28 protein-coding genes and 3 tRNA genes are annotated in these 26,705 nt (G+C 44.1%); 13 read left to right on the top strand and 18 right to left on the bottom strand.

All coding sequences use genetic code 11. The features are described 5' to 3' along the window. Window positions 1–232: 232 nt before the first annotated feature. The 5 genes from Q9R24_RS12005 to Q9R24_RS11985 all read left to right on the top strand — a co-directional run bounded on the left by Q9R24_RS12005 (window position 233) and on the right by Q9R24_RS11985 (window position 4,656). Window positions 233–844, top strand: coding sequence for a DUF1285 domain-containing protein (locus tag Q9R24_RS12005; RefSeq protein WP_180087200.1), 612 nt, complete (start codon window positions 233–235; stop codon window positions 842–844). Window positions 845–892: 48 nt separating this feature from the next. Beyond that, a complete protein-coding gene (gene murI / locus Q9R24_RS12000; RefSeq protein WP_243475138.1) occupies window positions 893–1,765 on the top strand; it encodes a glutamate racemase in 873 nt (290 codons plus the stop codon). A 116-nt stretch (window positions 1,766–1,881) separates the two neighbouring features. After that, window positions 1,882–2,910: a DUF4062 domain-containing protein gene (locus Q9R24_RS11995; protein WP_005267549.1), complete on the top strand. Its 1,029-nt coding sequence runs from the start codon at window positions 1,882–1,884 to the stop codon at window positions 2,908–2,910. A 65-nt stretch (window positions 2,911–2,975) separates the two neighbouring features. Beyond that, window positions 2,976–3,989 carry a ferrochelatase gene (hemH, locus tag Q9R24_RS11990; RefSeq protein ID WP_311204595.1) on the top strand — a complete coding sequence of 338 codons (1,014 nt, stop codon included), beginning with the start codon at window positions 2,976–2,978 and terminating at the stop codon, window positions 3,987–3,989. A 22-nt stretch (window positions 3,990–4,011) separates the two neighbouring features. Further along, entirely contained in the window at window positions 4,012–4,656 is a 645-nt protein-coding gene (locus tag Q9R24_RS11985; RefSeq protein ID WP_311204594.1) for an MBL fold metallo-hydrolase, read from the top strand. Window positions 4,657–4,696: 40 nt separating this feature from the next. Here the strand turns inward: Q9R24_RS11985 and Q9R24_RS11980 are convergent, their stop codons facing one another. Continuing rightward, window positions 4,697–4,879: a hypothetical protein gene (locus tag Q9R24_RS11980; RefSeq protein WP_004278555.1), complete on the bottom strand. Its 183-nt coding sequence runs from the start codon at window positions 4,877–4,879 to the stop codon at window positions 4,697–4,699. A gap of 175 nt (window positions 4,880–5,054) precedes the next feature. Next, window positions 5,055–5,228 carry a DNA gyrase inhibitor YacG gene (locus tag Q9R24_RS11975; protein WP_004278554.1) on the bottom strand — a complete coding sequence of 58 codons (174 nt, stop codon included), beginning with the start codon at window positions 5,226–5,228 and terminating at the stop codon, window positions 5,055–5,057. 85 nt (window positions 5,229–5,313) lie between these two features. Here Q9R24_RS11975 and Q9R24_RS11970 point away from each other — a divergent pair, with 85 nt between their 5' ends. Both Q9R24_RS11970 and Q9R24_RS11965 read left to right on the top strand, forming a co-directional pair. Continuing rightward, window positions 5,314–5,958: an SAM-dependent methyltransferase gene (locus Q9R24_RS11970; RefSeq protein ID WP_311204596.1), complete on the top strand. Its 645-nt coding sequence runs from the start codon at window positions 5,314–5,316 to the stop codon at window positions 5,956–5,958. Window positions 5,959–5,962: 4 nt separating this feature from the next. Beyond that, on the top strand, window positions 5,963–7,162 hold the full coding sequence (locus Q9R24_RS11965; RefSeq protein WP_311204593.1) for a TIGR03862 family flavoprotein: 1,200 nt from the start codon (window positions 5,963–5,965) through the stop codon (window positions 7,160–7,162). Window positions 7,163–7,312: 150 nt separating this feature from the next. Here the strand turns inward: Q9R24_RS11965 and Q9R24_RS11960 are convergent, their stop codons facing one another. Next, window positions 7,313–7,900 (bottom strand): hypothetical protein, encoded by a 588-nt coding sequence (locus Q9R24_RS11960; protein WP_085064964.1) that lies wholly within the window; start codon window positions 7,898–7,900, stop codon window positions 7,313–7,315. Between the two features lie 15 nt (window positions 7,901–7,915). Beyond that, window positions 7,916–8,692: a class I SAM-dependent methyltransferase gene (locus Q9R24_RS11955; RefSeq protein WP_311204592.1), complete on the bottom strand. Its 777-nt coding sequence runs from the start codon at window positions 8,690–8,692 to the stop codon at window positions 7,916–7,918. Window positions 8,693–8,805: 113 nt separating this feature from the next. Between Q9R24_RS11955 and Q9R24_RS11950 the strand changes: the two genes are divergently transcribed. The 3 genes from Q9R24_RS11950 to Q9R24_RS11940 all read left to right on the top strand — a co-directional run bounded on the left by Q9R24_RS11950 (window position 8,806) and on the right by Q9R24_RS11940 (window position 11,445). Continuing rightward, complete coding sequence (locus Q9R24_RS11950; RefSeq protein WP_044111796.1) at window positions 8,806–10,077, top strand: hypothetical protein; 1,272 nt, start codon at window positions 8,806–8,808, stop codon at window positions 10,075–10,077. Window positions 10,078–10,201: 124 nt separating this feature from the next. Beyond that, entirely contained in the window at window positions 10,202–10,399 is a 198-nt protein-coding gene (locus tag Q9R24_RS11945) for a hypothetical protein (RefSeq protein WP_081400832.1), read from the top strand. Between the two features lie 89 nt (window positions 10,400–10,488). Further along, window positions 10,489–11,445, top strand: a complete 957-nt coding sequence (locus Q9R24_RS11940; RefSeq protein ID WP_311204591.1) for a 2-hydroxyacid dehydrogenase — start codon at window positions 10,489–10,491, stop codon at window positions 11,443–11,445. A 65-nt stretch (window positions 11,446–11,510) separates the two neighbouring features. Here the strand turns inward: Q9R24_RS11940 and Q9R24_RS11935 are convergent, their stop codons facing one another. The 6 genes from Q9R24_RS11935 to glyQ all read right to left on the bottom strand — a co-directional run bounded on the left by Q9R24_RS11935 (window position 11,511) and on the right by glyQ (window position 17,305). Next, entirely contained in the window at window positions 11,511–11,984 is a 474-nt protein-coding gene (locus tag Q9R24_RS11935; protein WP_311204590.1) for a hypothetical protein, read from the bottom strand. A 229-nt stretch (window positions 11,985–12,213) separates the two neighbouring features. Then, window positions 12,214–12,603, bottom strand: a complete 390-nt coding sequence (locus tag Q9R24_RS11930; protein WP_278357532.1) for a hypothetical protein — start codon at window positions 12,601–12,603, stop codon at window positions 12,214–12,216. Window positions 12,604–12,732: 129 nt separating this feature from the next. Further along, the gene (locus Q9R24_RS11925; RefSeq protein ID WP_278357531.1) at window positions 12,733–13,647 is read right to left on the bottom strand and encodes a hypothetical protein; all 915 of its coding nucleotides are present in this window, start codon (window positions 13,645–13,647) and stop codon (window positions 12,733–12,735) included. Further along, complete coding sequence (locus tag Q9R24_RS11920; protein WP_311204589.1) at window positions 13,628–14,155, bottom strand: DUF6932 family protein; 528 nt, start codon at window positions 14,153–14,155, stop codon at window positions 13,628–13,630. The genes Q9R24_RS11925 and Q9R24_RS11920 overlap by 20 nt, the downstream gene beginning before the upstream one ends. A 97-nt stretch (window positions 14,156–14,252) precedes the next feature. Then, entirely contained in the window at window positions 14,253–16,322 is a 2,070-nt protein-coding gene (gene glyS, locus Q9R24_RS11915; RefSeq protein WP_253137616.1) for a glycine--tRNA ligase subunit beta, read from the bottom strand. After that, a complete protein-coding gene (gene glyQ, locus Q9R24_RS11910; RefSeq protein ID WP_004278542.1) occupies window positions 16,322–17,305 on the bottom strand; it encodes a glycine--tRNA ligase subunit alpha in 984 nt (327 codons plus the stop codon). Before glyQ ends, glyS begins: the two co-directional genes overlap by 1 nt. Window positions 17,306–17,617: 312 nt before the next feature. Between glyQ and Q9R24_RS11905 the strand changes: the two genes are divergently transcribed. Beyond that, complete coding sequence (locus tag Q9R24_RS11905) at window positions 17,618–18,415, top strand: transglutaminase family protein (protein ID WP_311204588.1); 798 nt, start codon at window positions 17,618–17,620, stop codon at window positions 18,413–18,415. A gap of 260 nt (window positions 18,416–18,675) precedes the next feature. After that, on the top strand, window positions 18,676–19,785 hold the full coding sequence (locus Q9R24_RS11900; RefSeq protein ID WP_005261676.1) for an HPP family protein: 1,110 nt from the start codon (window positions 18,676–18,678) through the stop codon (window positions 19,783–19,785). A 37-nt stretch (window positions 19,786–19,822) separates the two neighbouring features. On the opposite strand, the gene Q9R24_RS11895 is transcribed toward Q9R24_RS11900, so the two are convergent. From Q9R24_RS11895 to Q9R24_RS11880, 4 genes are all read right to left on the bottom strand, one after another. Beyond that, a complete protein-coding gene (locus Q9R24_RS11895; protein WP_311204587.1) occupies window positions 19,823–20,380 on the bottom strand; it encodes a hypothetical protein in 558 nt (185 codons plus the stop codon). Window positions 20,381–20,425: 45 nt separating this feature from the next. Beyond that, window positions 20,426–21,838: a DASS family sodium-coupled anion symporter gene (locus Q9R24_RS11890; RefSeq protein WP_311204586.1), complete on the bottom strand. Its 1,413-nt coding sequence runs from the start codon at window positions 21,836–21,838 to the stop codon at window positions 20,426–20,428. Window positions 21,839–21,921: 83 nt separating this feature from the next. Beyond that, complete coding sequence (locus Q9R24_RS11885; protein ID WP_311204585.1) at window positions 21,922–22,707, bottom strand: sulfite exporter TauE/SafE family protein; 786 nt, start codon at window positions 22,705–22,707, stop codon at window positions 21,922–21,924. 231 nt (window positions 22,708–22,938) lie between these two features. Continuing rightward, a complete protein-coding gene (locus Q9R24_RS11880) occupies window positions 22,939–23,214 on the bottom strand; it encodes a PspC domain-containing protein (protein ID WP_004278536.1) in 276 nt (91 codons plus the stop codon). A 243-nt stretch (window positions 23,215–23,457) separates the two neighbouring features. Between Q9R24_RS11880 and Q9R24_RS11875 the strand changes: the two genes are divergently transcribed. Next, window positions 23,458–24,147, top strand: a complete 690-nt coding sequence (locus tag Q9R24_RS11875; RefSeq protein WP_311204584.1) for a hypothetical protein — start codon at window positions 23,458–23,460, stop codon at window positions 24,145–24,147. Between the two features lie 182 nt (window positions 24,148–24,329). Here the strand turns inward: Q9R24_RS11875 and Q9R24_RS11870 are convergent. From Q9R24_RS11870 to Q9R24_RS11855, 4 genes are all read right to left on the bottom strand, one after another. Beyond that, a tRNA-Lys gene (locus Q9R24_RS11870) sits at window positions 24,330–24,405 on the bottom strand. Window positions 24,406–24,480: 75 nt separating this feature from the next. Further along, window positions 24,481–24,556: transfer RNA gene (locus Q9R24_RS11865), tRNA-Lys, on the bottom strand. Window positions 24,557–24,576: 20 nt separating this feature from the next. Continuing rightward, window positions 24,577–24,652: transfer RNA gene (locus Q9R24_RS11860), tRNA-Lys, on the bottom strand. A 195-nt stretch (window positions 24,653–24,847) separates the two neighbouring features. Next, complete coding sequence (locus Q9R24_RS11855) at window positions 24,848–26,689, bottom strand: long-chain-acyl-CoA synthetase (protein ID WP_311204583.1); 1,842 nt, start codon at window positions 26,687–26,689, stop codon at window positions 24,848–24,850. Between the last annotated feature and the right edge of the window lie 16 nt (window positions 26,690–26,705).

The following is a 26,705-nucleotide window of genomic DNA, read 5'->3' as shown; positions in this document are numbered from 1 at the left end:
CGATGACGACGTCAAACTCCATCGATTCACGTTCGATGTGTTCCATGTAGGACTCCTCATATTACTATTCGGTGGCAACCATAATCATATGATTGGGTGCTGCCATAAGTGTTCTTGGTTCCTAGACACAAAAATGCTGGTGTCTTTGATAATCTGGGCTAGTATAGTTTTAAAGCCGGTTTTAGCCAATTGGCTGAAACATATTATTTTTCCGTCATTAAGGTCTTCTTCTATGGATAAGCCAGTACCCAGCACAAATCCGACGAAAAAAGTAACTTATCCCGATGATAAAAATTTAATGGATATCGCACAATACTTAAAAGATGCACAGGGCAGTCACAAAAGGTCAATACCCCCTTTGGAGCAATGGCAGCCAAAGCATTGTGGCACAATGGATCTCAAGGTTTTAGCCAACGGCGAATGGTGGCACGAAGGTCAATTGATCAAGCGTCAGCCGATGATTGACCTGTTTGCAACGGTGCTCTGGAAAGAAAACGATAAATTCTATCTAAAAACACCAGTAGAAATGATTGAAATCGAAGTTGAAGATGAACCTTTATTTGTCAATCAGGTCGATCAGGTTGAAATTAATGGAAGGATTTATCTGCAACTGGGCACGACCACGCAAGACCTGATTGTTGTTGATGCTGAACATCCAATCTTTATGCGTGAATACAAAGGTGAGTTGCGGCCTTATGTGCATGTGCGTTTTGGGATTAATGCCCTGATTCAGCGTGCGGCATTTTTACATCTGGTCGAGATGGGAGAGCTTGATGAAAATCCGGCAGGCGAAACCGTTTTAAGTTTGAAAAGTGGTGATTTAGACTTGCATTTGAGCACCTGAGGTTTAAGCTTGATCGCTAGAAATTTCAAACAAGCTACCTGCAACGTTATGAGCGCTATTCAACCAATTTCCCAGTTATTAGACCCGATGCCCAATGCCACGGCAGATGCGCCTATTGGCATTTTTGACTCAGGCGTAGGCGGCTTGTCAGTCGCCCTGGAAATTGCCCGCCATTTGCCCAATGAGCGCTTTGTCTATTATGCGGATACTGCGCATGTGCCTTATGGCCCGAGAGATGATCAGGAAATTCGTGCCTTGACGGCTCAGGCGATTGAATGGCTTTATCGTCAAGGTTGTAAAGTTGCGGTGGTGGCGTGCAATACTGCTTCCGCTTTTAGTCTGGATTATTTGCGTTACTATTATGGTGAAAACTTTCCGATTATCGGTTTAGTACCCGCGCTTAAACCGGCAGTCTTGAATACCCAGTCGAAAACTGTGGCGGTATTGGCCACGCCCGCGACCTTCCGCGGCCAGCTGATTAAAGATGTGATTTCCCGTTTTGCCGAACCGGCTCAAGTCAAAGTCCTGCCTGTGACCAGTCTGGATCTGGTGCCTTTTGTTGAGGCTGGAGAGCAGATGAGTGCAGCCTGTTTGCAGACATTAAAAGAGATTTTACAACCAGTTGTGGATCAAGGCGCTGATTATTTAGTATTAGGATGTACACATTACCCCTTCCTAAAATCGTCAATTCAGTATATTTTTGGTCAAAAGCTGACATTAATTGACTCAGGATTCGCGGTTGCAAGACAAACGGCCCGAATTTTAATTAAAAATGGGTTATTATTTGAGCATGAGTCTAAAGAAAGCGTGAAAATTGAATTGGTGGTGAGTGGGCAGAATGCTGAACAGCTCCGACCGATTTTGCAGCATCTGATTCCGGCCGATTTAAAATGGCAGGTCAGTAATATGAGTGCAGTTTAAAACTCATTTTTATAATTTAAAAAGAAAGATATTTTGATTCTGGGGTGGCCATATTGGGTAAAGAAGCATGTGATGATGCATTTTTTACGCAAATGTACAGGAGAAGAGGATAGCCCATGCTGGATAAACGGTACCAAGTGTTCATCTCAACCTCGGGGGCAGAAATGCAACCGGAGCGTATCATTCTGTCTCAAACACTGGTAGGAATGGGGTTTTTCTCGTGGGGACTGGAACAGCGTACACCGCTGAATACTGCATTTGCACGCCGCCAGATTGATGACTGTGATTATGTCGTGATTCTGCTGGGAAGCCAGTATGGGGAGCAGTCGGTATCGGGTGTCGGCTATATGCATCTCGAATATATTTATGCAGTGACCAAGCAAAAACCGATTATTGTGTTTATGCATGATGATCCGGCATCACGTGAAAGTGCATTGCATGATGCCAAACCGGAATTACAGGAAAAATTCAAGGAATTCCGTCAACTGTTACAGCAGGAAGTGGATCAGGTTTTTACTTACCGCAGCCTGCGCGATCTGGAAATGGCAGTGCGTTTTAACATGCCACAAATGCTGGAGCGCTATCCGGTGACCGGCTGGGTGCGTCCGCAAAACACCCAGGCGCTGCATGACGAGATTGATCAGCTGAAAGCTAAAGTGGCGCAACTGGAACGCGATGGCGGAACTGCAGAAGTCGATCCATTCCTGAGCCTGCCCAAAGTGGCGATGCATGAAATTTTTTCTTTTGAATACCGGATGCATGCTTATCAGGATGGTAATTTTAAAGAAATCAAAGTCCATAAAAAACTGACTTGGGCACAATTGTTGGCGTTATTGGGTTCAACTTTTGTCAATCCGACCCCTGAGGAATTTTTCTCGAAGCGCATGAATGAATATCTGAATGAAACCGGTCTGCAGGATGCACGGGTACAGATGCCGCGTGCACATGCAGTGGCGCGTGCCCAGATGAATATCCGTGCCTTGCATAGTTTAAAAATTCAAATGCGCCAGAATGACTGGATTGTGCCATCCGGTCGTGATGACCGACAGCGCATGCTGTGGCAGATCACGCCAAAAGCGCAAAAATTGCTGGACAGCAGCTTGCTGGATTTAGATCGCACTTTTCAATATAAGTCAGCGTATTAATCCATAGAGAGAATAAATAAAAAGCTGTTAAAGTACAGGGGTTGATATCCTGACGGACGAACTGAATGTATTCTCCTGCTAAAGCGAAAGTGACGATTATATTGGCAAACTTGGGCACACCAGATGAGCCTACGATTCCAGCGGTACGCCGTTTCCTCAAGCAGTTTTTATCTGACCAGCGTGTGATTGAAATTCCCAAACCGATCTGGCAAATCATTCTGCGCTTATTCATTTTGCCCTTCCGTCCAAAGCGGGTAGCACAGGCCTATGCGCAAGTATGGGGACAGGATTCGCCGATGCGTGAAATTCTGTTTGAGCAGGTCGCAGCAGTCAAGACGCATCTCACCCAGCTGTATCCGCAGTTTGAGCTGAATGTGGTACCCGCCATGACCTATGGCAATCCCAACATTCAGGATGTCTTGGCACAAGTCTCCGCGCAGCCACAGGAACACGTAATTCTATTTCCCCTGTTTCCCCAATATTCAGCCACGTCGACCGCACCTCTATACGATGCGGTGGCGAAATGGGTGGTTCAACAGCGCAATTTACCCGGTTTGACAGTGATCCGGGATTATTATCAACATCCTTTATTTATCCAGTCGCTGGCTCAAAGTGTACGTGACTATCAGGCAATTCATGGTAAGCCAGAAAAATTGTTAATGTCTTTCCACGGCATTCCACAGCCCTATGCCGATAAAGGCGATCCTTATGCCGACCGTTGCCGCATAACTGGTAAGCTGTTAGCTAAAGCCCTGGGTTTAAGCGAAGATCAATATGCGATCAGCTTCCAGTCACGGTTTGGCAAGCAGGAATGGATCAAGCCCTATACCGATGTTTTGCTTGAAGATTGGGCGAAACAGGGGGTGAAATCAATTCAGGTGATGAGTCCGGCATTTTCCGCGGACTGTCTGGAAACGCTTGAAGAGCTGGCAATTGAAAATGCCGAGGCTTTTAAAGCACTCGGCGGTGAAAGCTATAGTTATATTCCTGCTTTAAATAGCCGTGAAGATCATTTGCGATTGCTCAATAGTCTGCTACAGGCTAATCTGGATGCATTGACACAGACACTTGCTCATTAACTTGCCCGAGGTTTTTCACCCCATGTTACAAGTCAAAATTGTTCCGGTTACTGCATTTCAGCAAAACTGTTCCATCATTTGGGATACGGACACCAAAGAAGCCATTTTGATTGATGCGGGTGGTGAGCCGCAAAAACTGCTAGCGGCGGTTGACGAGCTAGGGCTGAATGTCAAAGCACTTTGGCTGACTCATGGCCATCTGGATCATGCGGGTGCGGTTGGAATTTTGAAAAAGCTCTGGCAAGTCCCGGTCATTGGCCCACATAAAGAAGATGCGTTTTGGCTGGACATGATTCAGGAAGTTTCGGCACGTTATGGCTTTCCTATTCCAGAAAAAGTGGACGTTACCCAATGGCTTGAAGGCGGAGAAGTGTTAAAGCTGGGCGATGAAGAATTTGAAGTCCGTTTTGCACCAGGTCATACGCCGGGTCACGTGATGTTCTATAACAAAAATTATGACTTGTTATGGACAGGTGATGTCTTGTTCAAAGGCTCAATCGGGCGGACTGATTTCCCGCGTGGCAATCATCAGCAGCTCATAGATTCAATTCAGCGTGAATGTTTTAGCCTGCCGGATGAAACCCGATTTATTTCAGGACATGGTCCGATCAGCACCATTGGTTTTGAAAAGCAGCATAATCCTTTTGTTGCAGGTAAAGCGGGTTAAAAGCGTAAATAAAAGACCAACATAGTTTGGTCTTTTATTTTTATTCTGAAAAGGGATTATTGCGAAGTTGTCGCGTTTGCATGTGTATGAGCCAAGCGGCAAAAGCAAAAAGCACACCCAATACAATAAATAAACTATCTTGTTGGAAAATGCCGACTCCCAAAGAAAGAAGTGCGAGTAGACCAACCCCAATTAATATGACTCTTAAAATAATATAACCCATATTATTGCTCTAAAAATAATGTGAAAATTTAGAGTAGAACAATAATACTAAGGCTTTATGAATGATGTTAATTCGTGTTGCTTTATCTAAGTAATTTTATAAAACTCATATGATTTATTTACTTAATTTCGACAAGATTGTACTTTCGGACATAAGTCTCGACAGGTAAGACATTTTATTCTTCGCTGTTGTCGGCTTGTGGTGCATCCTGGGTAGGCAAACTATATTCCTCATTGGCCCAAGCCCCCAGATCAATCATTTTGCAACGTTCTGAGCAAAAAGGACGGAATTCATTATCTTCCCATGTGGTCAGCTTGCCACAGCGCGGACAGTTTAAAGTGGTAGGCATGACAATAACTCCAAAGAAAAATAAAGGTTCGATTAGGCAAATATAGCCGCACTTGTTAGACTTATGCGGTTTTTATTAGTTTGATCTGATTATGCCGATTCGTCAATTTCAAGCACAGCGTATGCATGCGCCCCGTGATTTTCAAAGCATCAGTCCTGAACCGGTCTGTGTCGAAGTGGGAGCGGGTAAAGGTAAACATGCCTTGTTATTCAGCAAGAACAATCCCGACACTCAACTGATTGCAATTGAACGTACCCGTGAAAAATTTCTGGCGATGCAAAAACAGCATGCTGTTGAGGGTCAAACTAATTTACAGACCGTTCATGCCGATGCTTTACCGTGGATCGTGCATGCACTGTATCCGCAGCAGGTAGAACAATTCTTTATTTTATATCCAAATCCTGAACCGCATAATCCGGCACAGCGCTGGGTCAATATGCCATTTTTTGAGTTTCTGCTTTCCCGCCTGAAAATCGGTGGAACGATTACGCTGGCCAGTAATATTCCTACTTATATCGAAGAAGCAGAAACACAGGTGCGAGAGCTCTGGAAGCTGCCTTTTGTCAAAGAAGTGATTGCTGCAGATTCGGCACGTACCCATTTTGAAATTAAATATCTGGAACGTGGCGAATTATGTCAGCAACTGATCATCAGCAAGCCTGAAAGTTATGTAACGCGCTTTGATGATTTCCAGCCTTTACAAGGGCAGAATGCCACCGTCGCGGAATAAGCAGATGAGCAAACGCATTGCTATTGTGGGCGCAGGCCCCGCAGGCTTAATGGCGGCAGAAGTGCTCAGTCAGTTTGGTTATGAGCTGCATGTCTATGAGCAAAAACCGTCTGCTGCGCGTAAATTCCTGATGGCAGGCAAGACCGGTCTGAATATTTCCCATGCTGAGCCTGTGCCACAGTTTGTACAACGTTATGATCAGGTGGAGTGGTTGTCTCCCTGGATCAAACGCTGGGATGCACTCTGGATTCAAGACTGGATGAAGCAGCTCGGCATTGAGCCTTATATCGGTTCATCCGGCCGGGTATTTCCCACAGAGATGAAAGCCGCGCCCTTGCTGCGTGCCTGGCTCAAGCGTTTGGCCAGTGATGGCATTCAGTTTCATTACCGGCATAAAGTCAGCCAGTTGCAGCAGCAACAGTTCGAACTGCATGATCTGAAAAATAATGAATACCGCATTGAAGATTTTGATGCCATTATTCTGGCTTGTGGCGCAGTGTCTTGGTCAGCGTTGGGTAGTGATGGGGCATGGCAAGCCTGGCTGAAACCGGATGAAATTGAGCCATTTCAGGCCAGTAATGCTGGAGTGGAATATCCTTGGTCTCAGTTTATGCAGCCAGTCTTTGGTCAACCTTTAAAGCGTGTCGAGGCATGGGTTGGGCAAGGTGAAAAAACCATTGGCGATATCGTGATCAGTCATTATGGTCTGGAAAGTGGTCTGATCTATAAGCAGGGTCGTGGCTTACGCGAGCAACTAAAACAGGGGCAGCCTATGCAGCTGCATCTGGACCTATTCCCAAATCAAAGCATCGAACAGCTTGCACAAAAATTACAGCCAAGTAAGAAGCAGTCTTTAAGTAATGTCTGGCGTAAAGCCGGATTGGACGGTGCCAAGGCGGCCTTAGTACGGGAATTGGTAGCCAAAGCGGTATGGCAAGATGCTGCTGAATTAGCCAAAAAAATTAAACATTTGACCCTTCCACTCACAGGTTTCCGCCCGATTGAAGAGGCGATTAGCTGTGCAGGTGGTGTCAAGCGTGAAGTGTTGTCAGAACAGCTACAATTGAAATCTAACCCACATGTATTTCTTTGCGGAGAAATGCTGGACTGGGATGCACCGACCGGCGGTTATCTACTGACAGCCTGTTTTGCCACAGGGCGTGCAGCGGGTGAAGGTGTGCATCAGTTTCTGACAGCAGACTAAGTCATTTTATAGCTAGGATGATCTAGTATTTATACTGAATGCAGACTCAACAGATCCGGCCTTGTTCATTCACGCTGTTTTAAAGCTGCCAGTTCAGCTTAGATTATTTTTGTATTTTATCTAAGCTGTGTGCCAATCTAGCATCCTAGACTATTCCTTCACTTGCCGGGAAGCTGGTTCTTTCTTGGCGAGATCCGGATATTGCGAACGCCAGCGTTCCAGTTGTTCTTGGGCGTGTAGATATTTCCCTAGACCTTTGACATTCTCACTGGCTTCATTCACGGGTGTAGCTTGAGTCTTGGGAGTATTGAGCAATTGGTCCTGATGTTCCCAGTATTGATACATTAAGCCCTGAATATAACGGCCCTGTTCGGTTTTCAGTTCTAAAGCCTTCAACATATTCAATGCTGACTGGACATGATCACGCTGACGTTGCTGGACAAATTCTTCTGTCATATTTTCATCATCGCGCATGCTGTTTAATTCTTTTTCCAAGTCGCTGCTCATTTCCTGAAAGCGCTGTTCATAATCTGTCAATGCAGCAATATCATGCGGATCATCAGCAGTTTTAGGGAAGTCTTTCAGTGGCTCGGTTTTCAGTTCCTGCATGACTTGATCTGAAGCCGTATTATCTGTTGTCGCTTCAGTCGGAGTTTCGGTCGTTTTCTGGTCACATGCCATCAGCAGCATGGCCGCAGCGAACAACAGCGTTCGTGTCATTCCTGGTATTTTATGCATGATCGCCTCCTGTTTTTAATTACTTTTCTTGAACACATAGATATGGGTGACATAAGGAAAATCGATCATTTCCTCTGCGCTTTTGGCTGTATATTGCTGGATGATCTGTTCAAATTGTTGTTTTAACTGTGCCTGCTGCTGTTCAGGCATGGCTGCAATAAAACTGGTCGAGAGCAGCCGCTTGGATACCACCTGCTCGACACTGCCATGCTGTTGCTGGGTCATTGTGGTTTCTGCATAGGGCTGAAATAGCGTTTGCTGTGCAAAGACCTCGCGCCAGGTGCCGCTATGATAGCGCGGCGTATCGCCTTCCAAGGGGGCAATACAATCGGCCAAGGCCTGAACCCAGTTGATCCGAGTATCGCGCTGATTCCAAATTAACACCAGATAACCCTGCGGTTTGAGTACCCGATCTAATTCTTGTAAGGTAGCAGAATCGGCAAACCAGTGAAATGACTGTGCACAAAATACCGCATTCAGGCTATGATCAGGCAGGGGAAGTTGATGGCTAACGCCTTCAATTGCATGAATGTCCGGATGCGCCTGTTTTAATTGAGCCAGCATTTCCGGGACAGGATCAATTGCGATAATGTGCTTACTGAGCGGGCGTAAATAGGGGATAAACTTGCCGGTGCCGCTGCCCAAATCCAGAAGATGCGCATCTACAGGCAAAGCCAGCGTTTCACTCAGCCATTGGCTGATTTCTGCCGGATAGTCGGGACGCACTTGCTGATAGAGCTCAGCCGACGCACTAAAACCCCGTTTTGCTGCAGGATGTAATGATTGTGTCATATTTTGCGCTTTTTAATCTTTTTGATCGATATAAAATAGCATATTCACTTTTTTGACAGCGTTCATTGACTGAATTGTTGTGGAAGGGTTCGATTTACCAGCACGGGAAAGTTATGGACAAGCAGATTGTTTTTGAAGATGAACATATACGCGCGATTTTTATGCCGGGCTCTTCTTCAGAACTGATTTTTTCATTTGGCGATTTGATTACCCGTGCCAAGGGCCTCAACATCAATGCAGAAAAGTCACTGGCGAAATTCGAGTTTAATGTGCTTGGTATTATGCCCAAGCATAAATCCTGGTTTCCGCAAGGTTCCATGTGGAACATGTTGCAAGCCATCGCAGATCTGATTGCGCCGTTTCAGCAGCGTATTGCGTATGGCGGTTCGATGGGTGGCTATGCCGCGATCAAATATTCCCGTGCCTTGGGCGTGCAACGGGTGGTGGCGATGGTGCCGCAATATTCGATTGATCCGGAAGATGTACATGATGCCCGCTATAACATGTTCTATCAGCCAGAGCTGAATGCCAATATGCGGGTTGCGGCCGAAGATATCGACAACGCCTGTGAATATATTATTGTGTATGATCCCTACTGTGCCGAAGATCGTGCCCATTATCTGAAATTAGAGGCACTAATCCCACATCATCATGTGCTGCATTTGCCTTTTACCGGCCATGATGCGATCGCAGTTTTGGCCAGTTCCGAATTGCTCTATGACTTTTTGGTACATGACTATGAGCCGAGTTATTTCTACCAGAAAATGCGTCGGGTCAAGAAAAACAGCAAGTTCTATTATCGTAAGGTGATTGAAAATGTCTTGCCACGACACCGCATGGCTTTGGGGCACATTCTGAAAAATAACGATCTGCAACTGGATAACCAGTTTTTTGATGCCAGCCAGAAACAGGTGATTTTGCGGGAACTGTTACGCAATAAACAGGTTGATCAGCATGACCTGCTCAAACTGGGCATTCATGTGAATTTGCCGCAGGAAAATCGTCAGTTGCTGTTGGACCAGTATGGGCATGGTCTGGTATTTAATGTCATCAGCCATAAAATCGAAAGTTATGCAGAAGGCGCAATTGCCCTGAACCATAAATTCCTGATTCCGATTTATGCCAAAGGTAATGGCTTATTGAGCATTAACCTGAATGATGAACGTTATCTGGTGGTGATGAACGACCGGCATATCATGAAACTGATCAAGGAACAGGATGAGCTCAGTCTGGGTATGCACCCGATTTTAATGAAGCGTTATAGCGATTTTTATATGTTTAGCTATAAGCAGCTGAATCTGAGTACCAATGAGTATGGTGCTGCTGCTTTTATCAACGATAGTGACAAAAATACGCAGTTTGTGACGCACAGCGAGATAAATTAAATAAAATTTTTATAAAAAACAATTACTTGACTTGTGATGAGCTTGGCATAATATAGAGATAAGCGGTATAAATAATAAACCAATTATATCGTTCCCGATGGTTGAAACGAAGAAGGGGATCTCTATGATGCAAGCGACTCGGATGATGCAAGTATGTTTTATCTTCGGTTTGATTCTACCTAATCTGGCACATGCAGAAACTGTGCATCCTGCAGTGATCATGGTCAGTGCGTCCATCATCTTTATGATTATTCTGTCCGTGTATGTGGTGTATCGTATCCGCAAGTCACTACGTAATCATATGGATAAACCGCTGGATTAATTGCATCAGGCTGGAAACGGGTTGAAAAGACTCAATGACTTGTTTTAAATGACAGACATAAATTGTCAAACAGGATTGAGGGAAAAGCCATGAAAGCCGTTTATTTAGACTATGCTTCTTTAGACCAGCAGGATTTAGACTTTCAGGCACTGCATGCCGCATTTGATCCACTGGTTTTGTATCCGGCGACCTCGGCTGCCGAGATTGCATCCCGTGTAGCTGATGTCGATGTTATCATTACGAATAAGGTGATGATCGATGCAGCTACGATTCAGCAATGCCCTCAACTCAAACTCATTTTAATCTCTGCAACCGGCACCAATAATGTCGACCTTGAGGCGGCCAAAGCGCAAGGGATCGTCGTGTGTAACTGTCAGGCTTATGGCACTTCGGCAGTCGCGCAGCATACCATCATGTTGATGCTCAATCTGGCGACTTCATTCCTGTCTTATCAACGTGCGTTACAACAAGGCGAATGGCAAAAAGCCAGCCAGTTCTGTTTGCTGGATGCGCCGATTGTCGAGCTGGCCGGAAAAACATTGGGCATTGTCGGTTATGGCGAACTGGGCCATGCGGTGGCGAAACTGGCCGAAGCCTTTGGCATGAAAGTGCTTATTGCCGCGCTGCCAAATCGTCCGGCGGATGCATCCCGTATCCCATTTAGCGAGCTGCTTGCTCAAGTCGATTTTTTAACTTTGCATTGTCCACTCACTGAAGATACCCGACATTTAATCAGTCATGCTGAACTGGAGACAATGAAAAGCAGTGCATTTTTAATTAATTGTGCGCGTGGCGGGATTGTTGATGAAGCGGCATTGGCTGAGGCTCTGCGTGCAGGCAAGATTGCTGGTGCTGCGACCGATGTTTTAACGGTAGAGCCGCCGAAACAGGGCAATGTGTTACTTGATTCAACGATTCCCAACCTGATTGTGACACCGCATAATGCGTGGGGCAGTGTTGATGCACGACAACGGATTGTGGATCAGATGGTGGAAAATGTAGCAGCATTTAAACAGGGTCAGCCGATTCGACAGGTCAATTCATAGATCGCGTCGATACAAGGTAATAGTTTTATTTTCTAAAAATTAAAAAAGCCCATCACGGGCTTTTTTTATAAATCGGTTACCGCATAACTGGTAGCTGAGCTGGACTGGGGTTGAGATTGCGTCGTGCCTGGAGTTTGTGTCGCACTCGACTGACTCAGAGGCTGCTGCACGATAGGTGCCTGCTGTGAATTGCCACGCCAGACTTCTTTGGTCTGCTGGATTTTCTGACCGGTTTGTTGGGCTGCCTGAGTTGCACCCTGATCTACTTTTTGCAGTGTATCAGAGGTTGCAGATTTGGTATTGCTCCAGGCCCGGTCTACCCCCGGCTTGATTTTGGCAATGCCTTTTTCCGTTGCTTCACCGACTTTCTCGGCAGTATTAATCACGCCTTCCTGTGCTTTATAAGCAAAGACATGCAGCAGGTTCGGATTTTCACCATAAGGCTTAACCGGTTTAGCAGACTGAGTCGTGGTTTGTGCAAATGCTGGAACAGAAAGCATCAAAGCTGTCGTTAAAATAATTGGGGTTTTGATATTCATTATGGATCGACCTCGAATTCGTCTAAGTGCGGTCTGAGTTTGTTTTTCAGTGTAACGGATAATTGGTCAAAAACAATGAATATCCTGTGAAGAGTGCAGAGCTTTCAGGTTGATCTGTGCCGAAATATTGTAATTTTTAAAGAAAGGGCAGTAGAAATTAGCCCAAGTGTCGAATTGATTTTTAGCAAAATAAAAGCCCTGTTCTTAGACTAGAAACAAGGCGATCTTTTTAATCACATTGTGTCAGGGCATCTTTGGCGAAATGTTCGCGTAAGCTGACAAAGTTCTTCTGTACCCCTGCATCGTGCAGGTCAAATTTTTGTGCAGTGCTAGTACCGTCGCGCTGGAAAGTCGCTGAGCCGGCATCGATTAGAGTCATGCCTTTAAATGACCATTGTTCAATGACACGGTTATTGCCAATATCACCGGTGAATTCAATCACGCATTTATCGAGGAATTTGGTCAGTTTGGCCTTGTTGTTGGTCGTAGCTGGAACCACTTCGAGGTTTTGGACTTCCTGTAAGACGCCAACCTGAAGCTGTGGGATTTTTGGTGCAGAGGTACAGGCTGAAAGGGCAATACTCGCAAGACCCGTCAAAATAAGAGCTTTAAATTTCATATGATTCTTTCTTGTTGAGTGTTGTTGAGATGAGTATAGGGAATTGTGAAAAGGATGACCATAGTATTCACGATTTTAGAATGATGGATTTAGGTCATTTAATACGGTGTTTATAGTTGAAATTTTTCTCTAAAGAATCTCAATAAATTCATAGCTCTCAACAATTTTTTCAAATGTTGGGTGAGTACTAATGTGCTTCATTACTTTTAAACTAACAAACTGCTTAATATGTAGTTTTTCAATTTCAGGAAGTAAAGATTTCTCTAAACGTATACGGTAACTTTTTTTGTCTTCGTCAACGATAGTTATTTTTCCAGATATATCTAGTGTTTGTATGGCTCCAGAGATTTCGCATATCAATGGTTCTTTAATTTCCAAATCATTCAAAAAGTTTAATGCAGCTTCGATTTTTTGTGAATTTCCTACCCAGTAATGATTTTTGTTATGATGAGAATCCCAATTTAGTTCAAAGTCTAAATTATTACTTTTTAAAGCTGATAGCATGGACTTGATACTTTTTATCCCTTTATTCCCCATCATTGAGAAAATCTCCTGATTATTTTCAGGGTTTTCTAATGCTTGAAAAAATGAGAACCAATAAGTGAGAGTATTTTGAGATAGACTCCATCCGAACAAGTCGGGCTGAATATCTAAGCTAATAATAAATTTGGTTGAACCCGATACAATATTTGCTAAGCGAAGATCTAACTCGGACTGGTTAACAAAATCAGCATGTTTTTTAGGGGTTTTTATCTTCGTAGAAAGTGTAATTAAACTTTCAGCTAAACCTTTTGATAAGGCTGCATGTAGCATTAAAGGGAGTGAGCCATTATGAGCTTTATCACCTACGAAGCGAACTTCTAAAATTTCTTTTTCTCTGCGAAGTTGCAGATCATAAAGTTGCTTTCTAAGGCTATCTAAATGTTCTTTAAAAGAATCGATAGATGCGACTTTAAAGCGATCATTTTTATCTAAGGTTTCACTATCTTTTTTTATTATTTTTTCAGCTAAATGTATTTGTTCTTCAAGAGTAGTGATGTTCATTTGGATTTACTCGAATTTGAATGAAACCTTTAGCTTCATATAATTGATTGAAACTAAAACGACTACGCCAATAGTGATATTTATCCTCATCGCTCATGTAATTAAAATAAAGATCACACCCATATCGAGCGCGAATTGTATTACGATTTACTAGGAGTGAGAGTAAATCATTATATTTTTCGGCAGATAATTTATTAAGATCTTCTTGATTCAGAAATAAAACTATATCAATGTCGCTAGGATGAGGTTTTTTTGAACACATTGAGCCATCAATCCAAATGATCATTTCTACACGATATGCTTTTAGGTCTTGGATTAATACTCTTAAGCGATTACATAGATGTGAACGTGTTCTTTTTTCTTCAAATGGGCTGAGAACCATTTTTTCCAAACTTTCCAAAGATATCTTATGAATACCGGGCTCTAGGAGACAAGGATAAATTACTTTTCCATCAGATAGTCTTTTGGGGTCTCTCTCAATATTTTCTGTAAAATTATTGTCTATCATTTTGATTTTTTATTAAAAATACAATTATTTATATCATATATTTATAATTTTTAGTGTAAAAAAAGACCGCATTTGCGGTCTTTTTTACTTTAAATTATTAGTGCTGTAACACTGAAATATCAGCCACTTTTGTGAACAAATCACGAAGTTGAGCAAGCATACGTAAACGGTTTGCTTTCAGGTCAGCATCATCTGCCATCACCATTACACCGTCAAAGAATGCATCGACTGGCGCACGAAGTGCAGCAAGCACAGACAATGCAGCAGTGTAATCTTTCGCAGCAAATAATGGCTCAACTTGAGGCGCAATTTTCGCAAGTTCAGCGAACAATGCTTTTTCAGCATCTTCAACCAAGTTTGCTTCAACCACAGCGCCTTCAGGAGCAGTTTCTTTTGCAAGAATATTCGCAACACGCTTGTTGGCAGCAGCAAGCGCAGCCGCTTCAGGCAAGGCACGGAAGTGGTTGACTGCATTTACACGCTTGTCAAAATCAAGCGGAGATTTTGGTGAAAGCGCTTGAACAGCTTGAATCACATCAACCGCAACGCCTTGGTCTTCGTATTTCGCACGGTAACGACCTTCAAGGAATGCAACAGCATCTGCCAAAGTCTTGTCGTGATCTTTCAATACATCGCCATAAGCAGCAAGTGCAAGTTTGATCAAATCTTCAATTGAAACATCAAGCTCGTTTTCAGTTACCAGACGTAAAATACCAATTGCAGAACGACGTAGTGCAAATGGGTCTTTAGAACCTGTAGGCGCTTGACCAATACCGAAAATACCTGTGAGCGTATCTAAACGATCCGCAAGAGCAATGGTTGTACCAGTTTTGGTTTTCGGTAAAACGTCACCTGCGAATTTAGGTAAGTATTGCTCACCTAAAGACTCAGCCACTTCCGCATTTTCACCTTCAAGACGTGCGTAGTAAGTACCTGCAATACCTTGAAGTTCAGGGAATTCACCCACAAGCTCAGAAGTTAAGTCACATTTTGCAAGAAGCGCCGCTTTTTCAGCATCTTCCGCTTTTGCACCTGTAATAGGCGCAAGTGCTACAGCCAATTTCGCAATACGTTCAGACTTGTTCCAAAGCGTACCCAATTCAGCTTGGAATACCATGTTTGCAAGTTTCTCTTTACGAGATGCAAGCGGTTGCTTTTGATCTTGTAAGAAGAAGAATTCAGCATCTGACAAACGTGGACGAACCACTTTCTCGTTACCTTCAATAATTTGTGTCGGGTCTTTCGACTCGATGTTTGACACAGTAATGAAGTAAGGTTGAAGTTTATTGTCAGCGTTCACTAAGCAGAAGTACTTCTGGTTGTCCTGCATCGTGGTGATCAATGCTTCTTGAGGAACAGCAAGGAAGCGTTCTTCGAAGCTTGCACGAAGCGCAACAGGCCATTCAACGAGTGCAGTCACTTCGTCACGAAGATCCGCAGGGACAATTGCAATGGCATTCACTTCATCAGCAAGTGCTTTGACTTGTTGATCGATGATGGCTTGACGCTCTTCAAAAGACGCTACAACGTAAGCCGCTTTTAACTTCGCTAAGTATTCGTCTGCATGCGCTAAAGTGATTGCTTCAGGTGCATGGAAACGATGACCGTAAGTGACGTTACCTGCTTTGTGGTCTTGAATTGTTGCATCAACCACATCGTTGTCTTTCAACAACACAACCCATTTCACAGGACGTACGAATTCAGTACGGCTTGCCGCAGAACGCATACGTTTTGCGATTGGAAGATTATCCAATGCATTTTGTAAAATTTGTGGCAATAAAACGTCAAGGCTTTGACCTTTGACATCTTTTAAATAGCATACTTTTTCAACTTTACCTGCTTGGAAAGTTGATACTTGATCAACCGTGATGCCTTGACCACGCATAAAGCCTTCAAGTGCTTTCGTCGGGTTGCCTTCAGCATCAAAGGCTGCCTGTTTGGCAGGGCCGTCAAAACGTTTTTGTGTGTCTGCTTGTGCAGCATCAACATTGACGATTTTAAGTGCAAGACGACGCGGTGCTGCATAAGCTTCGATCGAATCAAACGCTAAGCCAGCATCTTTTAAGCCTTTAACGGTTTCTGCATGTAGTGCATCACGTAATTTTTTCAGGCTTTTTGGTGGAAGTTCTTCACAACCCAATTCGAACAAAACGGTATGTTTAGACATTATTTGCTCTCCTTGTTTGCTTCTTTCGCTTCTGCTTCAACTTGCGCTTTTAATTGTGCCAACACTTCATCACGTAATGCAGGTTCAGCCATTGGGAAACCAAGTTCCGCACGTGCTGCTACATAACTTGTTGCGATAGAACGTGCCAAAGTACGTACACGTAAAATGTAACGCTGACGTTCAGTCACAGAAATTGCGCCACGCGCATCCAATAAGTTGAAGCTGTGTGATGCTTTCACGACTTGCTCATATGCAGGAAGTGGAAGTTTCGCTTCGATCAAACGTGTTGCTTCAGCTTCGTAGAAATCGAACAATTCAAACATTTTTTCAACGTTGGCATATTCGAAGTTATAGGTCGATTGTTCCACTTCATTTTGATGGAACACATCGCCATAAGTCACCGTACCGAACTGACCTTTGGTCCAAACCAAATCGTAAACTGAGTCTACACCTTGCAAGTACATGGCAAGACGCTCAAGACCATACGTGATTTCGCCAGTCACAGGGTAGCATTCAACACCGCCGACTTGCTGGAAGTAAGTGAACTGAGTCACTTCCATACCGTTGAGCCATACTTCCCAACCTAAGCCCCAAGCACCCAGTGTTGGAGATTCCCAGTTGTCTTCTACGAAACGAATGTCGTGAACTAAAGGATCAATACCGATCGCTTTTAATGAGTCTAGGTAAAGCTGCTGGATGTTGTCCGGGTTTGGCTTAAGCACAACCTGGAATTGGTAATAATGTTGCAAACGGTTCGGGTTTTCACCATAACGGCCATCTTTCGGACGACGTGATGGTTGGACATAAGCGGCATTCCAGGTTTCAGGACCCAGCGCACGAAGGAAAGTCGCAGTGTGGAATGTCCCTGCACCCATTTCCATATCATAAGGTTGCAAAATGACGCAGCCTTGCTCCGCCCAGTAAGTTTGTAAGGCAAGAATTAAGCCTTGGAAGGTATCAATATGCGATATGGCGCGACTCATGGTCATCCACTTAAAATTAGAGAAAAATTGTGCTCAATTATAAGGACTTTGCAGGGGAGTGGCAAAGGGTTAATGTAGGGATACTTTTCTGAAAAAAATAAAACAGGCTTAAAGGATACGCGTCATTTAGAGGCTTACTGCGATTTTGGCTTTGCTGGTTGATACAGGCTGATCTGAAAATCAGGAATAAATCAGATATATGGCATCCTGTTCACTGGAGAGTCATAAAGTTCAACGGATCTTATACGATTGTCGTTCTTAAATTAGTTTAATATTCACGCAATATAATAATGCTTAAAAATAAGGAACTTCATGACCACTTACCAAATTCAATGCCATTTAAAATACAAGGTCGTACAACCGACAGAATTTATTTTTATGCTTCAGGCGGCACATCATTCCGATCAGAAGATTCTTGAAGAAAAACTCAGCTTTAATCTGCCCGTAACATGGCATGAATTTCAGGATGCGCAGCATCAAAACCGTCATGTTCGGCTACAGGTCGAACCCTGTGAGGCTTTTGAGCTGAATTATACGGCGACAGTGGTTCGTCAACCGGGCCTCTCTCTTGAGCTGCAGCAAGGTCTGAAAGAAGTGACTATTCCTGAGCTGCCCGATGAAGTATTGCCTTATTTGCTGGCCAGCCGTTATTGCAATTCGGATTTATTGCTGGAAATGGCGAAACGCTCATTTGGCTGGATGACACCAGGCTATACGCGTGTCAAGGCGATTGAACAGTGGATTTATAACAATATTTTTTATGTGTCGGGGAGTTCTGACCAGTTCACCACTGCCACAGATGTACTGGTGCATCGCGCAGGGGTATGCCGTGACTTTGCCCATTTAGGTATTGCCCTGTGCCGTGCCTTGGGAATTCCGGCACGCATGGTGGTCGGTTATGTGGAAATTGAAAAGTTTCTACCCGATTTTCATGCCATTTTTGAAGCGTATTTGGACGGTGGCTGGGTGCAGTTTGATCCGACCCGTCTGGCGCCGGTCGAAAATCTTATTCGGATCGGCACTGGAGTCGATGCCGGGGATGTGGCATTTTCAACCTATTATGGTCAGGTTGAGCTGTTAAAAATCCAGCCCCTGATCAAACCTGAATGAATAGGCAGGCCACAATAAAAATGTTCTGGAAATATACTAAGCAAAATGGTTACAAAGGGTTTTTCCATTTCAATGGCGATTGATAGGGGAGCGGTTGTTCTGCAAAAAAAACAGGATCAGTATTTTCAAGCTGAGCGAGATTATTATGGTTTTAAAAAGCTTCGATCGACTCATGATGAAAAGATGTAAAACACAGATGCCTTTCATCTGGCTTGGCTCTATAATGCCCAAAATCTATGAACAATAAGATCAGGCGCACTGTGTTTCACTCCCATCTCGACTGGCTCAATACCTTAAAACCGAATTTCAAAGTCCTTCCACTCAAAGACCGGTTGCTCTGTGGAGCTGGCGCACTATTGGGTTTGGTGGTTTCGTCCTTGTTGAGTTTATGGATTCTGGGGGATTTTGAAGCCTGGTATATTGCCCCGATGGGTGCATCTTCGGTATTGCTGTTTGCTGTGCCGGCCAGTCCTCTAGCACAGCCCTGGAATATTCTGGTCGGAAATACCATTGCTGCCGTGATTGGCGTGAGTTGCGCTTTATTCATAGCTAGTCCGACTGAGGCTTTTAGTGTAGCCGTGGCCTTGGCGATCGTCCTGATGATGACCACGGATTCCCTGCATCCACCGAGTGGCGCCGTAGCGATTACTGCAGTGCTGGGTGGCCAGCCGGTGCATGAACTGGGTTATGCCTTTGTATTTTATCCGGTACTACTCAATTCAATTTTACTGATGGTAATTGCCATTGTCTTTAACCGGATGATTGGCAAGGATTATCCGCAGCAAGCTCAACTAAATACTCGTTCCAAGGATCCGACGCCGACCCAGAAAGTCACGATTCAACCACAGGATATTCAGGAAGTGCTGGATCAGCGCACCGAGTTGCTGGATATCAGTGAATATGACCTGCAAAAAATTATTCTGGAGGCACAAAACCGCGCCAATGCGCGTGCAGTGCATGAATTTAGCTGCCAGGATATTATGACGAAGGATGTGGCAACGTTGCATGAAAATGATGATATCCAGCACGCACTGGACAAATTCAAGCAGATGAACCTGATGAGCCTGCCCGTCGTTAATGCCGATGAACAACTGGTCGGTACACTGGCAATGTATCAGGTGGTGGAATGGTTCAAACGCGCTGCCGATGTCCGTAGCAGCTGGGAGCATCAGGTCAAACATATCATGACCCGTAAGGTGATTACGGTACAGCCTTTACAGCCGATTCAGGATCTGGTTCCGTATTTTGTCGAGCGTTCCTTCAACTATATTCCGGTGGTGAGCGAGCAGAAATTGGTGGGAATTATCAGTCGGGCAGACATGATTGCCGCACTGAATCAGGAACTGAATCATTTTAAAATGAAAGCTTAAAACCGGATTAAAATGGAATATAAGCGACCATGCCTGATCAGGTCTGGTCGGCTTGCCAGCTGAGAAAACTGTAAAACAGTGCCATCGTCAGGGAAAAATACAGCAGAAACAAAAAATGAGTACTCAAAGCTTCGCTTGGAGGATGCGAGATGTAGGCCAGAATCAGGGTTCCCAGTATGCAGCTTAGTAAAATCGTGAGGATATTAAACAGCTGATAATGGCGTAGCAGCAGGTGAGTCACTAATAGGAAAGGGAAGACCATCATCCAGTAAGTCAGGCAGACAAAAAAGCTAATAAAAAGCGCTGAAAACAGGCTCTTGAAAATGGAGAAAATCCCAGAGCTGGCTTCATGAAATAGCGCATAAGGGAATAAAATTACAGCTATGATCAGAGGTGCAAGCGCGAGTTTAAATGTCATTTTCCAAGGGGAATTCTGGATCGGTTGAGAGATTAAGTGAAACATCCTGTCTACTATGTGTTTGCCACTTTTTGCTGTTTTTAATATAGGGACTTTATCTTTATCATTTTTAAAAGCATACAAATTTTTGATGAGGAGAAAATTCAAAATATAGGCGAATAATACGACAAAGCACACCGGAGTGTGCTTTGTGGGTGGTGTAATGCTTAAAAACTTTAATGATTAAATAAAGAACCAGTAAATAAACAGTGAAATAATAAAGATACACATGATATTCAGTACAAAACCGACTTTCATCATTTCGCTTTGCTGGATATGACCGGTTCCAAAGACAATCGCATTTGGCGGAGTCGCTACCGGCAGCATAAAGGCACACGAGGCGCCAATGCCAATGACAATCACCAGAATTTCTTTGGGCATTCCCATCTGATCCGCAATTGCGGCAAATACTGGTACTAGCAGGGCAGCCGAAGCGGTATTACTGGTAAATTCAGTCAGGAAGATAATAAAAGTAGCGACTACAAAAATAATCATCAGCGGGGAGGTATCACCAAAGGCATTGGCCAGAGTTTGACCCAGTACCAGCGAACTGCCTGAATCCTTTAGAATGGCACTCAAGGTCAGACCACCACCAAATAGATATAACACCCCCCAATCAGTATTTTCTGCAATCTGTTTCCAGCTTGCGGTACCCAGAATCACAACCATACAGGCAGCCGAAATTGCAATCCAGGTATCCGGCTGGGAAATACCAAAAATTTCAGTGAATTTTTTACTGAAAATCCAGGCAATTGCAGTACAAAGAAAGAGGATCATGGTGGCTATACGGGTTCTGGTCCAAGGAATATCTTCGGTCACAAATTGTACTTTATGATTTAGTTTTGGACGTAGTACCAGATATAAACTGACCAGCATGGCGGGAAGAATAATGAACATCATCGGCAAGCCGATTTTCATCCAGTCGGCAAAATCATAGCCAAGTGCCTTGGCGGCAATGGCATTCGGAGGTGAACCGACCATGGTGCCCAGTCCGCCAATACTGGCTGAATAGGCAATGCCGAGCAGGATAAAGACAAAAGTTTTACGATCCTTGCTGACATCCAGATGTGAAAGCAAACCCAGAGCCAAAGGCAGCATCATGGCAGCAGTCGCCGTATTGGAAATCCACATGGACAGAAGCGCTGTCACCACAAAAATCGCTAGTACAGAAATACCCAGATGCCCTCTGGACATGGAGATGATCCACATGGCAATTTTCCGGTCCAGTTTCTGGATATGCAACGCCGTTGCTAGCGCAAAACCACCAAAAAACAGGAAAATGACAGGATCGGCAAAAGTGGCCAAAGCGGCTTGCGTGGTAATCGGAACCAGTTCTTCACCAGAGGCCATTGGCATGGCCAGTAATACTGCCATCACAGGGACGAGTAAAGCTGTAATCGTGATATGAATGGCTTCAGTCAGCCATAAAATACCGATAAAGGCTAAAAGTGCCAGTCCTTTATTGGCATTCTGGTCATAGGGCAGGTAAAGATATAAGCCATAGGCTACGATGGCTGCGACAAGAATAAGGATCCAGCCTTTCAGCAGTCCTTTGGGCATAGCATTGGTCGGGGTAGCTAGGTTGGTCTGAGTCATATGCTCTCCTTGCAAGGTGTTTATTTACGTCATTTTTATATGCCAGCTTTGAATTTGTAATTTTGATTTGTTTAAAAAATATCCTATTTAAAGATACTATAACCAGATTGTTGCAATAATCCAGTACTTTGCCAGAAGGCATACAGGCCCAAGCCGAAAAGTAAAGCCAAGACAATCCATTTGAAGTGTTGCTGAGATAAACGATGGCGTATTTTGCCTCCAATCCAGACACCAGCAAGGGCGAATAAGCTGATCCCGATCAGAATATGCTGTTGATGGGTTTCCAGTGTGATCAGAATTGGAAATAGTAAAATCAGCTGGATCAGTTTACCGGCAATGAAATTGAGATTACTGATAATGACAATATCTGTCTTTGAGAGCTGGCAGCTCATCAGATACATCATTAGAAAAGGTGCCATAGCATTGGTCGCACCTCCAATAATGCCGGCCAGTAAACCAAAACAGAGCATGCTGGAAATATGCGGACTAACTTGTAAGGGGCGTGCCCGTAACTGGTCCAAGACATAAAATATAATTACCAGACCCAATAACAGTTTTAAATAAGCCTCATTTAGCCAAAGTAATAGCTTGACCCCGAGTACACTGCCGACCAGGCTACTAAGCATTAATGGCCAATAACGTTTTATATAATAGCCAATACTATTCAACAGGCTATGCGCAGGGTCAGCATTCAGCATGATCAGATTCAGCAGCAGACAGGGCAGAATGACAAGGGTAACCGCGATGCTAAGCGGATATGCGCTGGACAGAACAGCCGTACTCATCATAGGAAAGCCAAAGCCGCTTAAACCATGCAGCAGGGCTGCGACGGCACAGAGCCACAGCATCATCCATTCTGCCTGAGTCATGTGAAATCCATTTCAAAAATTGGAATCTTGAACTTATCGTGAATTCAACTGAGAAAGAAAGTGAAAAGCTGTAATACAGCAAAGAAATAATAAAAAATATAGGCAAAAAAAAGCCACGATAACTTGGGGAAATTACCGTGGCATCAAAATTTCATCCCATTTAACCGGGGTGAAAGAGGAAGCTCTGCGATGAAACTGGTTAAGAACGCTTGTTAAAAATGACTGTACAGCTTAATAGCGTTTATCCTGATTCACTGTACGCACAGGATTTTGATAGCCCTGAGGTTGATGAACGCTGTCATGATCAATTCTGTACTGTTTTTTCGGCATGATTAACCACAACACCAGATAGACCAAAATACCCGGGAATGCGGCACTCATGATTGAAATCACCACAAAAATCAGACGTAATAAATTTGCGTTCCAACCAAAACGTTCAGCAATACCACCCATTACACCTGCAATCATGTTTGAGCGGTTAGAGCGATATAAACCAACATTGGCCATTAAAATCTCCTGATTAAAAATAAGTTTGAATCCTAAAATGGATCCATACTTAAAGAAATGGAGTTTACTTAAACTTTTTAAAGTGCTGATTACAAATAAAATCGTTAAGTAATGTTAATAAAGATTAAAACCAGATCTAAGAGCTACTAACATAGTGAAAATTCTATTGAACTCTTGTGTAAAGTTCATCAGCTTTGCTGGGTGCTTTTTGCTCGCCATGTTTCCTATTTAGGTTTGTTAAAAATGAAATTGGATGTATCACGTTGTACATTAAGCAGTTTTTTTAAATGTAGCCTGGTGTTGGGGAGTATGGTGATTTTGCAGGCTTGTGATCAGCAGCAGGTCAAACCTGAACAGGAAGGTCAGGCGACCTCAGAAGAGGGCGTTAAAATTTCCGCTGCCAATACGAAGGCCGATGTGGTGACTGTCAGCGCCAAATCCTTAACTCAGGTCGCAGGGCAGGCGACTGTTCCGGTAGAAGCAGATTTAAACCCGGCAACTGTACCAGAGGATGCCAAGGTGTTTATAGGTCGCTATCATACTGAAATCGACTGTGATGGCCGCTTTGCGCCTTGTACTGAAGGTAAGGCAGAATTTATTTTGACTCTAATGCCGGACGGTACGGTGCATCGCAGTATTTTACAGTATGGCAAAGTATTTATTGATAATACCAAAAGCAGCACGGCTCATAATATTACCTACCGTAAAGACCGCTGGTTTATCAATCCTGAGCGTACCGATATAGTAGTGAATCGTAAAGAAGGGGCGAGCTTTTACTATAAGATTAAAGATTCAAATCACTTAGTCATGAATCTGGAAAAAATCTATAGTGAAAAAGAAAAAACCAACCGGGAATTGTTTGATCGCGGCTATCCGGCACCTTCGAAAGCCTATGAACTGGTCAAAGACACGTCCTTTCATATTCAAGAATAATACCCGATAAAAATCGGCTGATCTGATCGAAAGCTTAATTCAAATACTGTTTAGATTAGACAATAAAGGCGAGTTGTGGAAAGGCGTGAGCATAAGATCTAGACGCAGAAATACACGACCAAAACATCGCAATTTAATTAAAATATAATAAGGGAAATCAGGGAGACATTCTAAGAAAAGAATGGTGGGTCGTCCGCGATTCGAACGCGGGACCAACGGATTAAAAGTCCGCTGCTCTACCAGCTGAGCTAACGACCCTGAGGAATAAAAATGATGATGACCATTTTTATGACGCAAGAGTGTGGTGTACTTTTACGTGATCCTTTCGGAAGATGGTGGGTCGTCCGCGATTCGAACGCGGGACCAACGGATTAAAAGTCCGCTGCTCTACCAGCTGAGCTAACGACCCATCAAGGGATATCAAATAAGTGGTGGGTCGTCCGCGATTCGAACGCGGGACCAACGGATTAAAAGTCCGCTGCTCTACCAGCTGAGCTAACGACCCTGAACCATCATTCAAACCAGGTTTGAATGTGCAGTGCAAGTCAAGCTAAATAGCTTAAAGCACCACTTTGTTTGATGGAGCGTATTGTAGCAAGATCTCATTTCAGCGCAAGCAAAAAATAACAAAGTTGCCCATGTTTGATTATAAATACAACAATTATGCTTTATCTAAACAAAAAATAGGCAACTTCAGTACTTAGAAGCGATATTGATAGGCCTGAATATTGGCAAAAATCTCTGCGGTGAGCTCCGAATATGCCGTTGCACCTGGCAATAACACCAGCAGGCGTTCATCGGTTTTACTCGGATCAAATGCTTGCTCTTTCAATTTATTTTTCTGGTATTTAAAGGTACCTGTAGTTTCAATCTGCTGTTGTATACGTAAAAATACCGGTACCGCATAAGCCGGCAAGCATTTTTTAAAGCAAGCGGCCATGGCTGCTAAATCTGCATCATCCAATTTTACATCGGGTTGCAGGGTAATCGCGGCCATACCGGCACGACCATTGGTATTGGGAATTTCTACGCCATACACCACCGCTTCAACGATTTTGTCATACTCGGTCAGCATGTTTTCCACTTCAGTTGTAGAAACATTTTCCCCTTTCCAGCGGAAAGTCTCGCCTAAACGATCAACAAACTGCGCATGACGGAAGCCGATATTGCGCACCAGATCCCCGGTATTGAAGTAAGCATCACCTTGGGTAAATACACCCTGCATGATCACTGACTTGTTTTTTTCCGGATCGGTATAGCCATCAAAAGGTGAGCGACGGGTGATTTTACCAATTAATAAACCAGTTTCACCTTTTTTCACCCGTTTGCAATGGCCTTTAGCGTCCCGTACCGGCTCATTTTTATCTTTATCAAAGGCAATAATCGCATACGGTGTGGGTGAGAAACCGACGGTATTGTCAAAATTGAAAATATTGCTAAAACCGACATTGCCTTCACTAGAGGCATACAGTTCTAGCACTTCCTGAATGCCAAAACGGGATTTAAATTTGTCCCAGATATTCGGGCGCATGCCATTCCCAATCATTTTGGTTACGCGATGGCCTTTTTCCAGTTCAGATGAGGGAGCATCCATCAAATAGCGGCACAGCTCACCGACATAACCAATCGCAGAGGCATCAAATTTTTGCACATCCTTCCAGAAAGAAGAGGTCGAAAATTTACGGCGAATAGCCAGGGTGCTGCTACCCGCAATGACACCGCACCAGCACACCACCATGCCTGTGGCATGATAAAGTGGCAGGGTACAGTACATCACATCATCTTTATTGAGATTCAGCACATGCCCATAGGTGCCATAAGCCAGCGTCCAGCGACCATTGGTAAAGATCACCGCTTTAGGTAGACCCGTGGTGCCCGAGGTGTAAATATAGAACAGTCCGTCTTTGCCCTGCACCGAATGGGTGGTTGATGGATTGAATTTGGGAGCAAGATCGGTTTTTTCAGCCAGGTTGATAAAGCCTTCAGGCGCCTGACCCGGATCGGCTTGAGTATTCTGATCTGCAAACCAGTGCAAGTGGTCACTGCTAATATTCAGGTCATTACGAATCTCGTTGACTGCATGACGGCACTCTTCACCCACAATCAGAGCAATCGGTTTGACCAGATTGATACTGTGCGTCAGCACTTTGCCGACTTGAGAGGTATTCACCAGAGCGGTGGTCACACCGAGTTTGGCCAGACCAATTACACTGGCAATCAGCTCAGGGCGGTTCTCGACCATCACGGCAACGACATCACCTTTCTTGGCGCCCAAGGATAGATAGAAATGGGCAATCTGGTTGGCCCAGGCATTGAGAGCAGCATAGCTATAGCTTTGCTCTTCAAAACGCAAGGCGATACCTTCGGGGTTACGCTTGGTCGCTTTTTCAAAAGCCAGACCCAAGCCGGCCGGTGTGTTCGGAGTACGTAAATATGCCTGTCTTAGACCAGTGAGCAAATTGGGCACTTTGGTCAAGAAAGCCGGGATTTTGGCAGCGACATCTGCAATCCCAATCAGATCGTGTGGTTTCATTTGGGTCATGAGAATCCTATTTATT

It is taken from the genome of Acinetobacter sp. RRD8 (assembly GCF_031844225.1).
In the GTDB taxonomy this organism is placed as follows: Bacteria; Pseudomonadota; Gammaproteobacteria; order Pseudomonadales; family Moraxellaceae; genus Acinetobacter.
The sequence above is the reverse complement of the archived record's forward strand: the minus strand, read 5'-3'. Positions and strand labels throughout refer to the sequence as shown.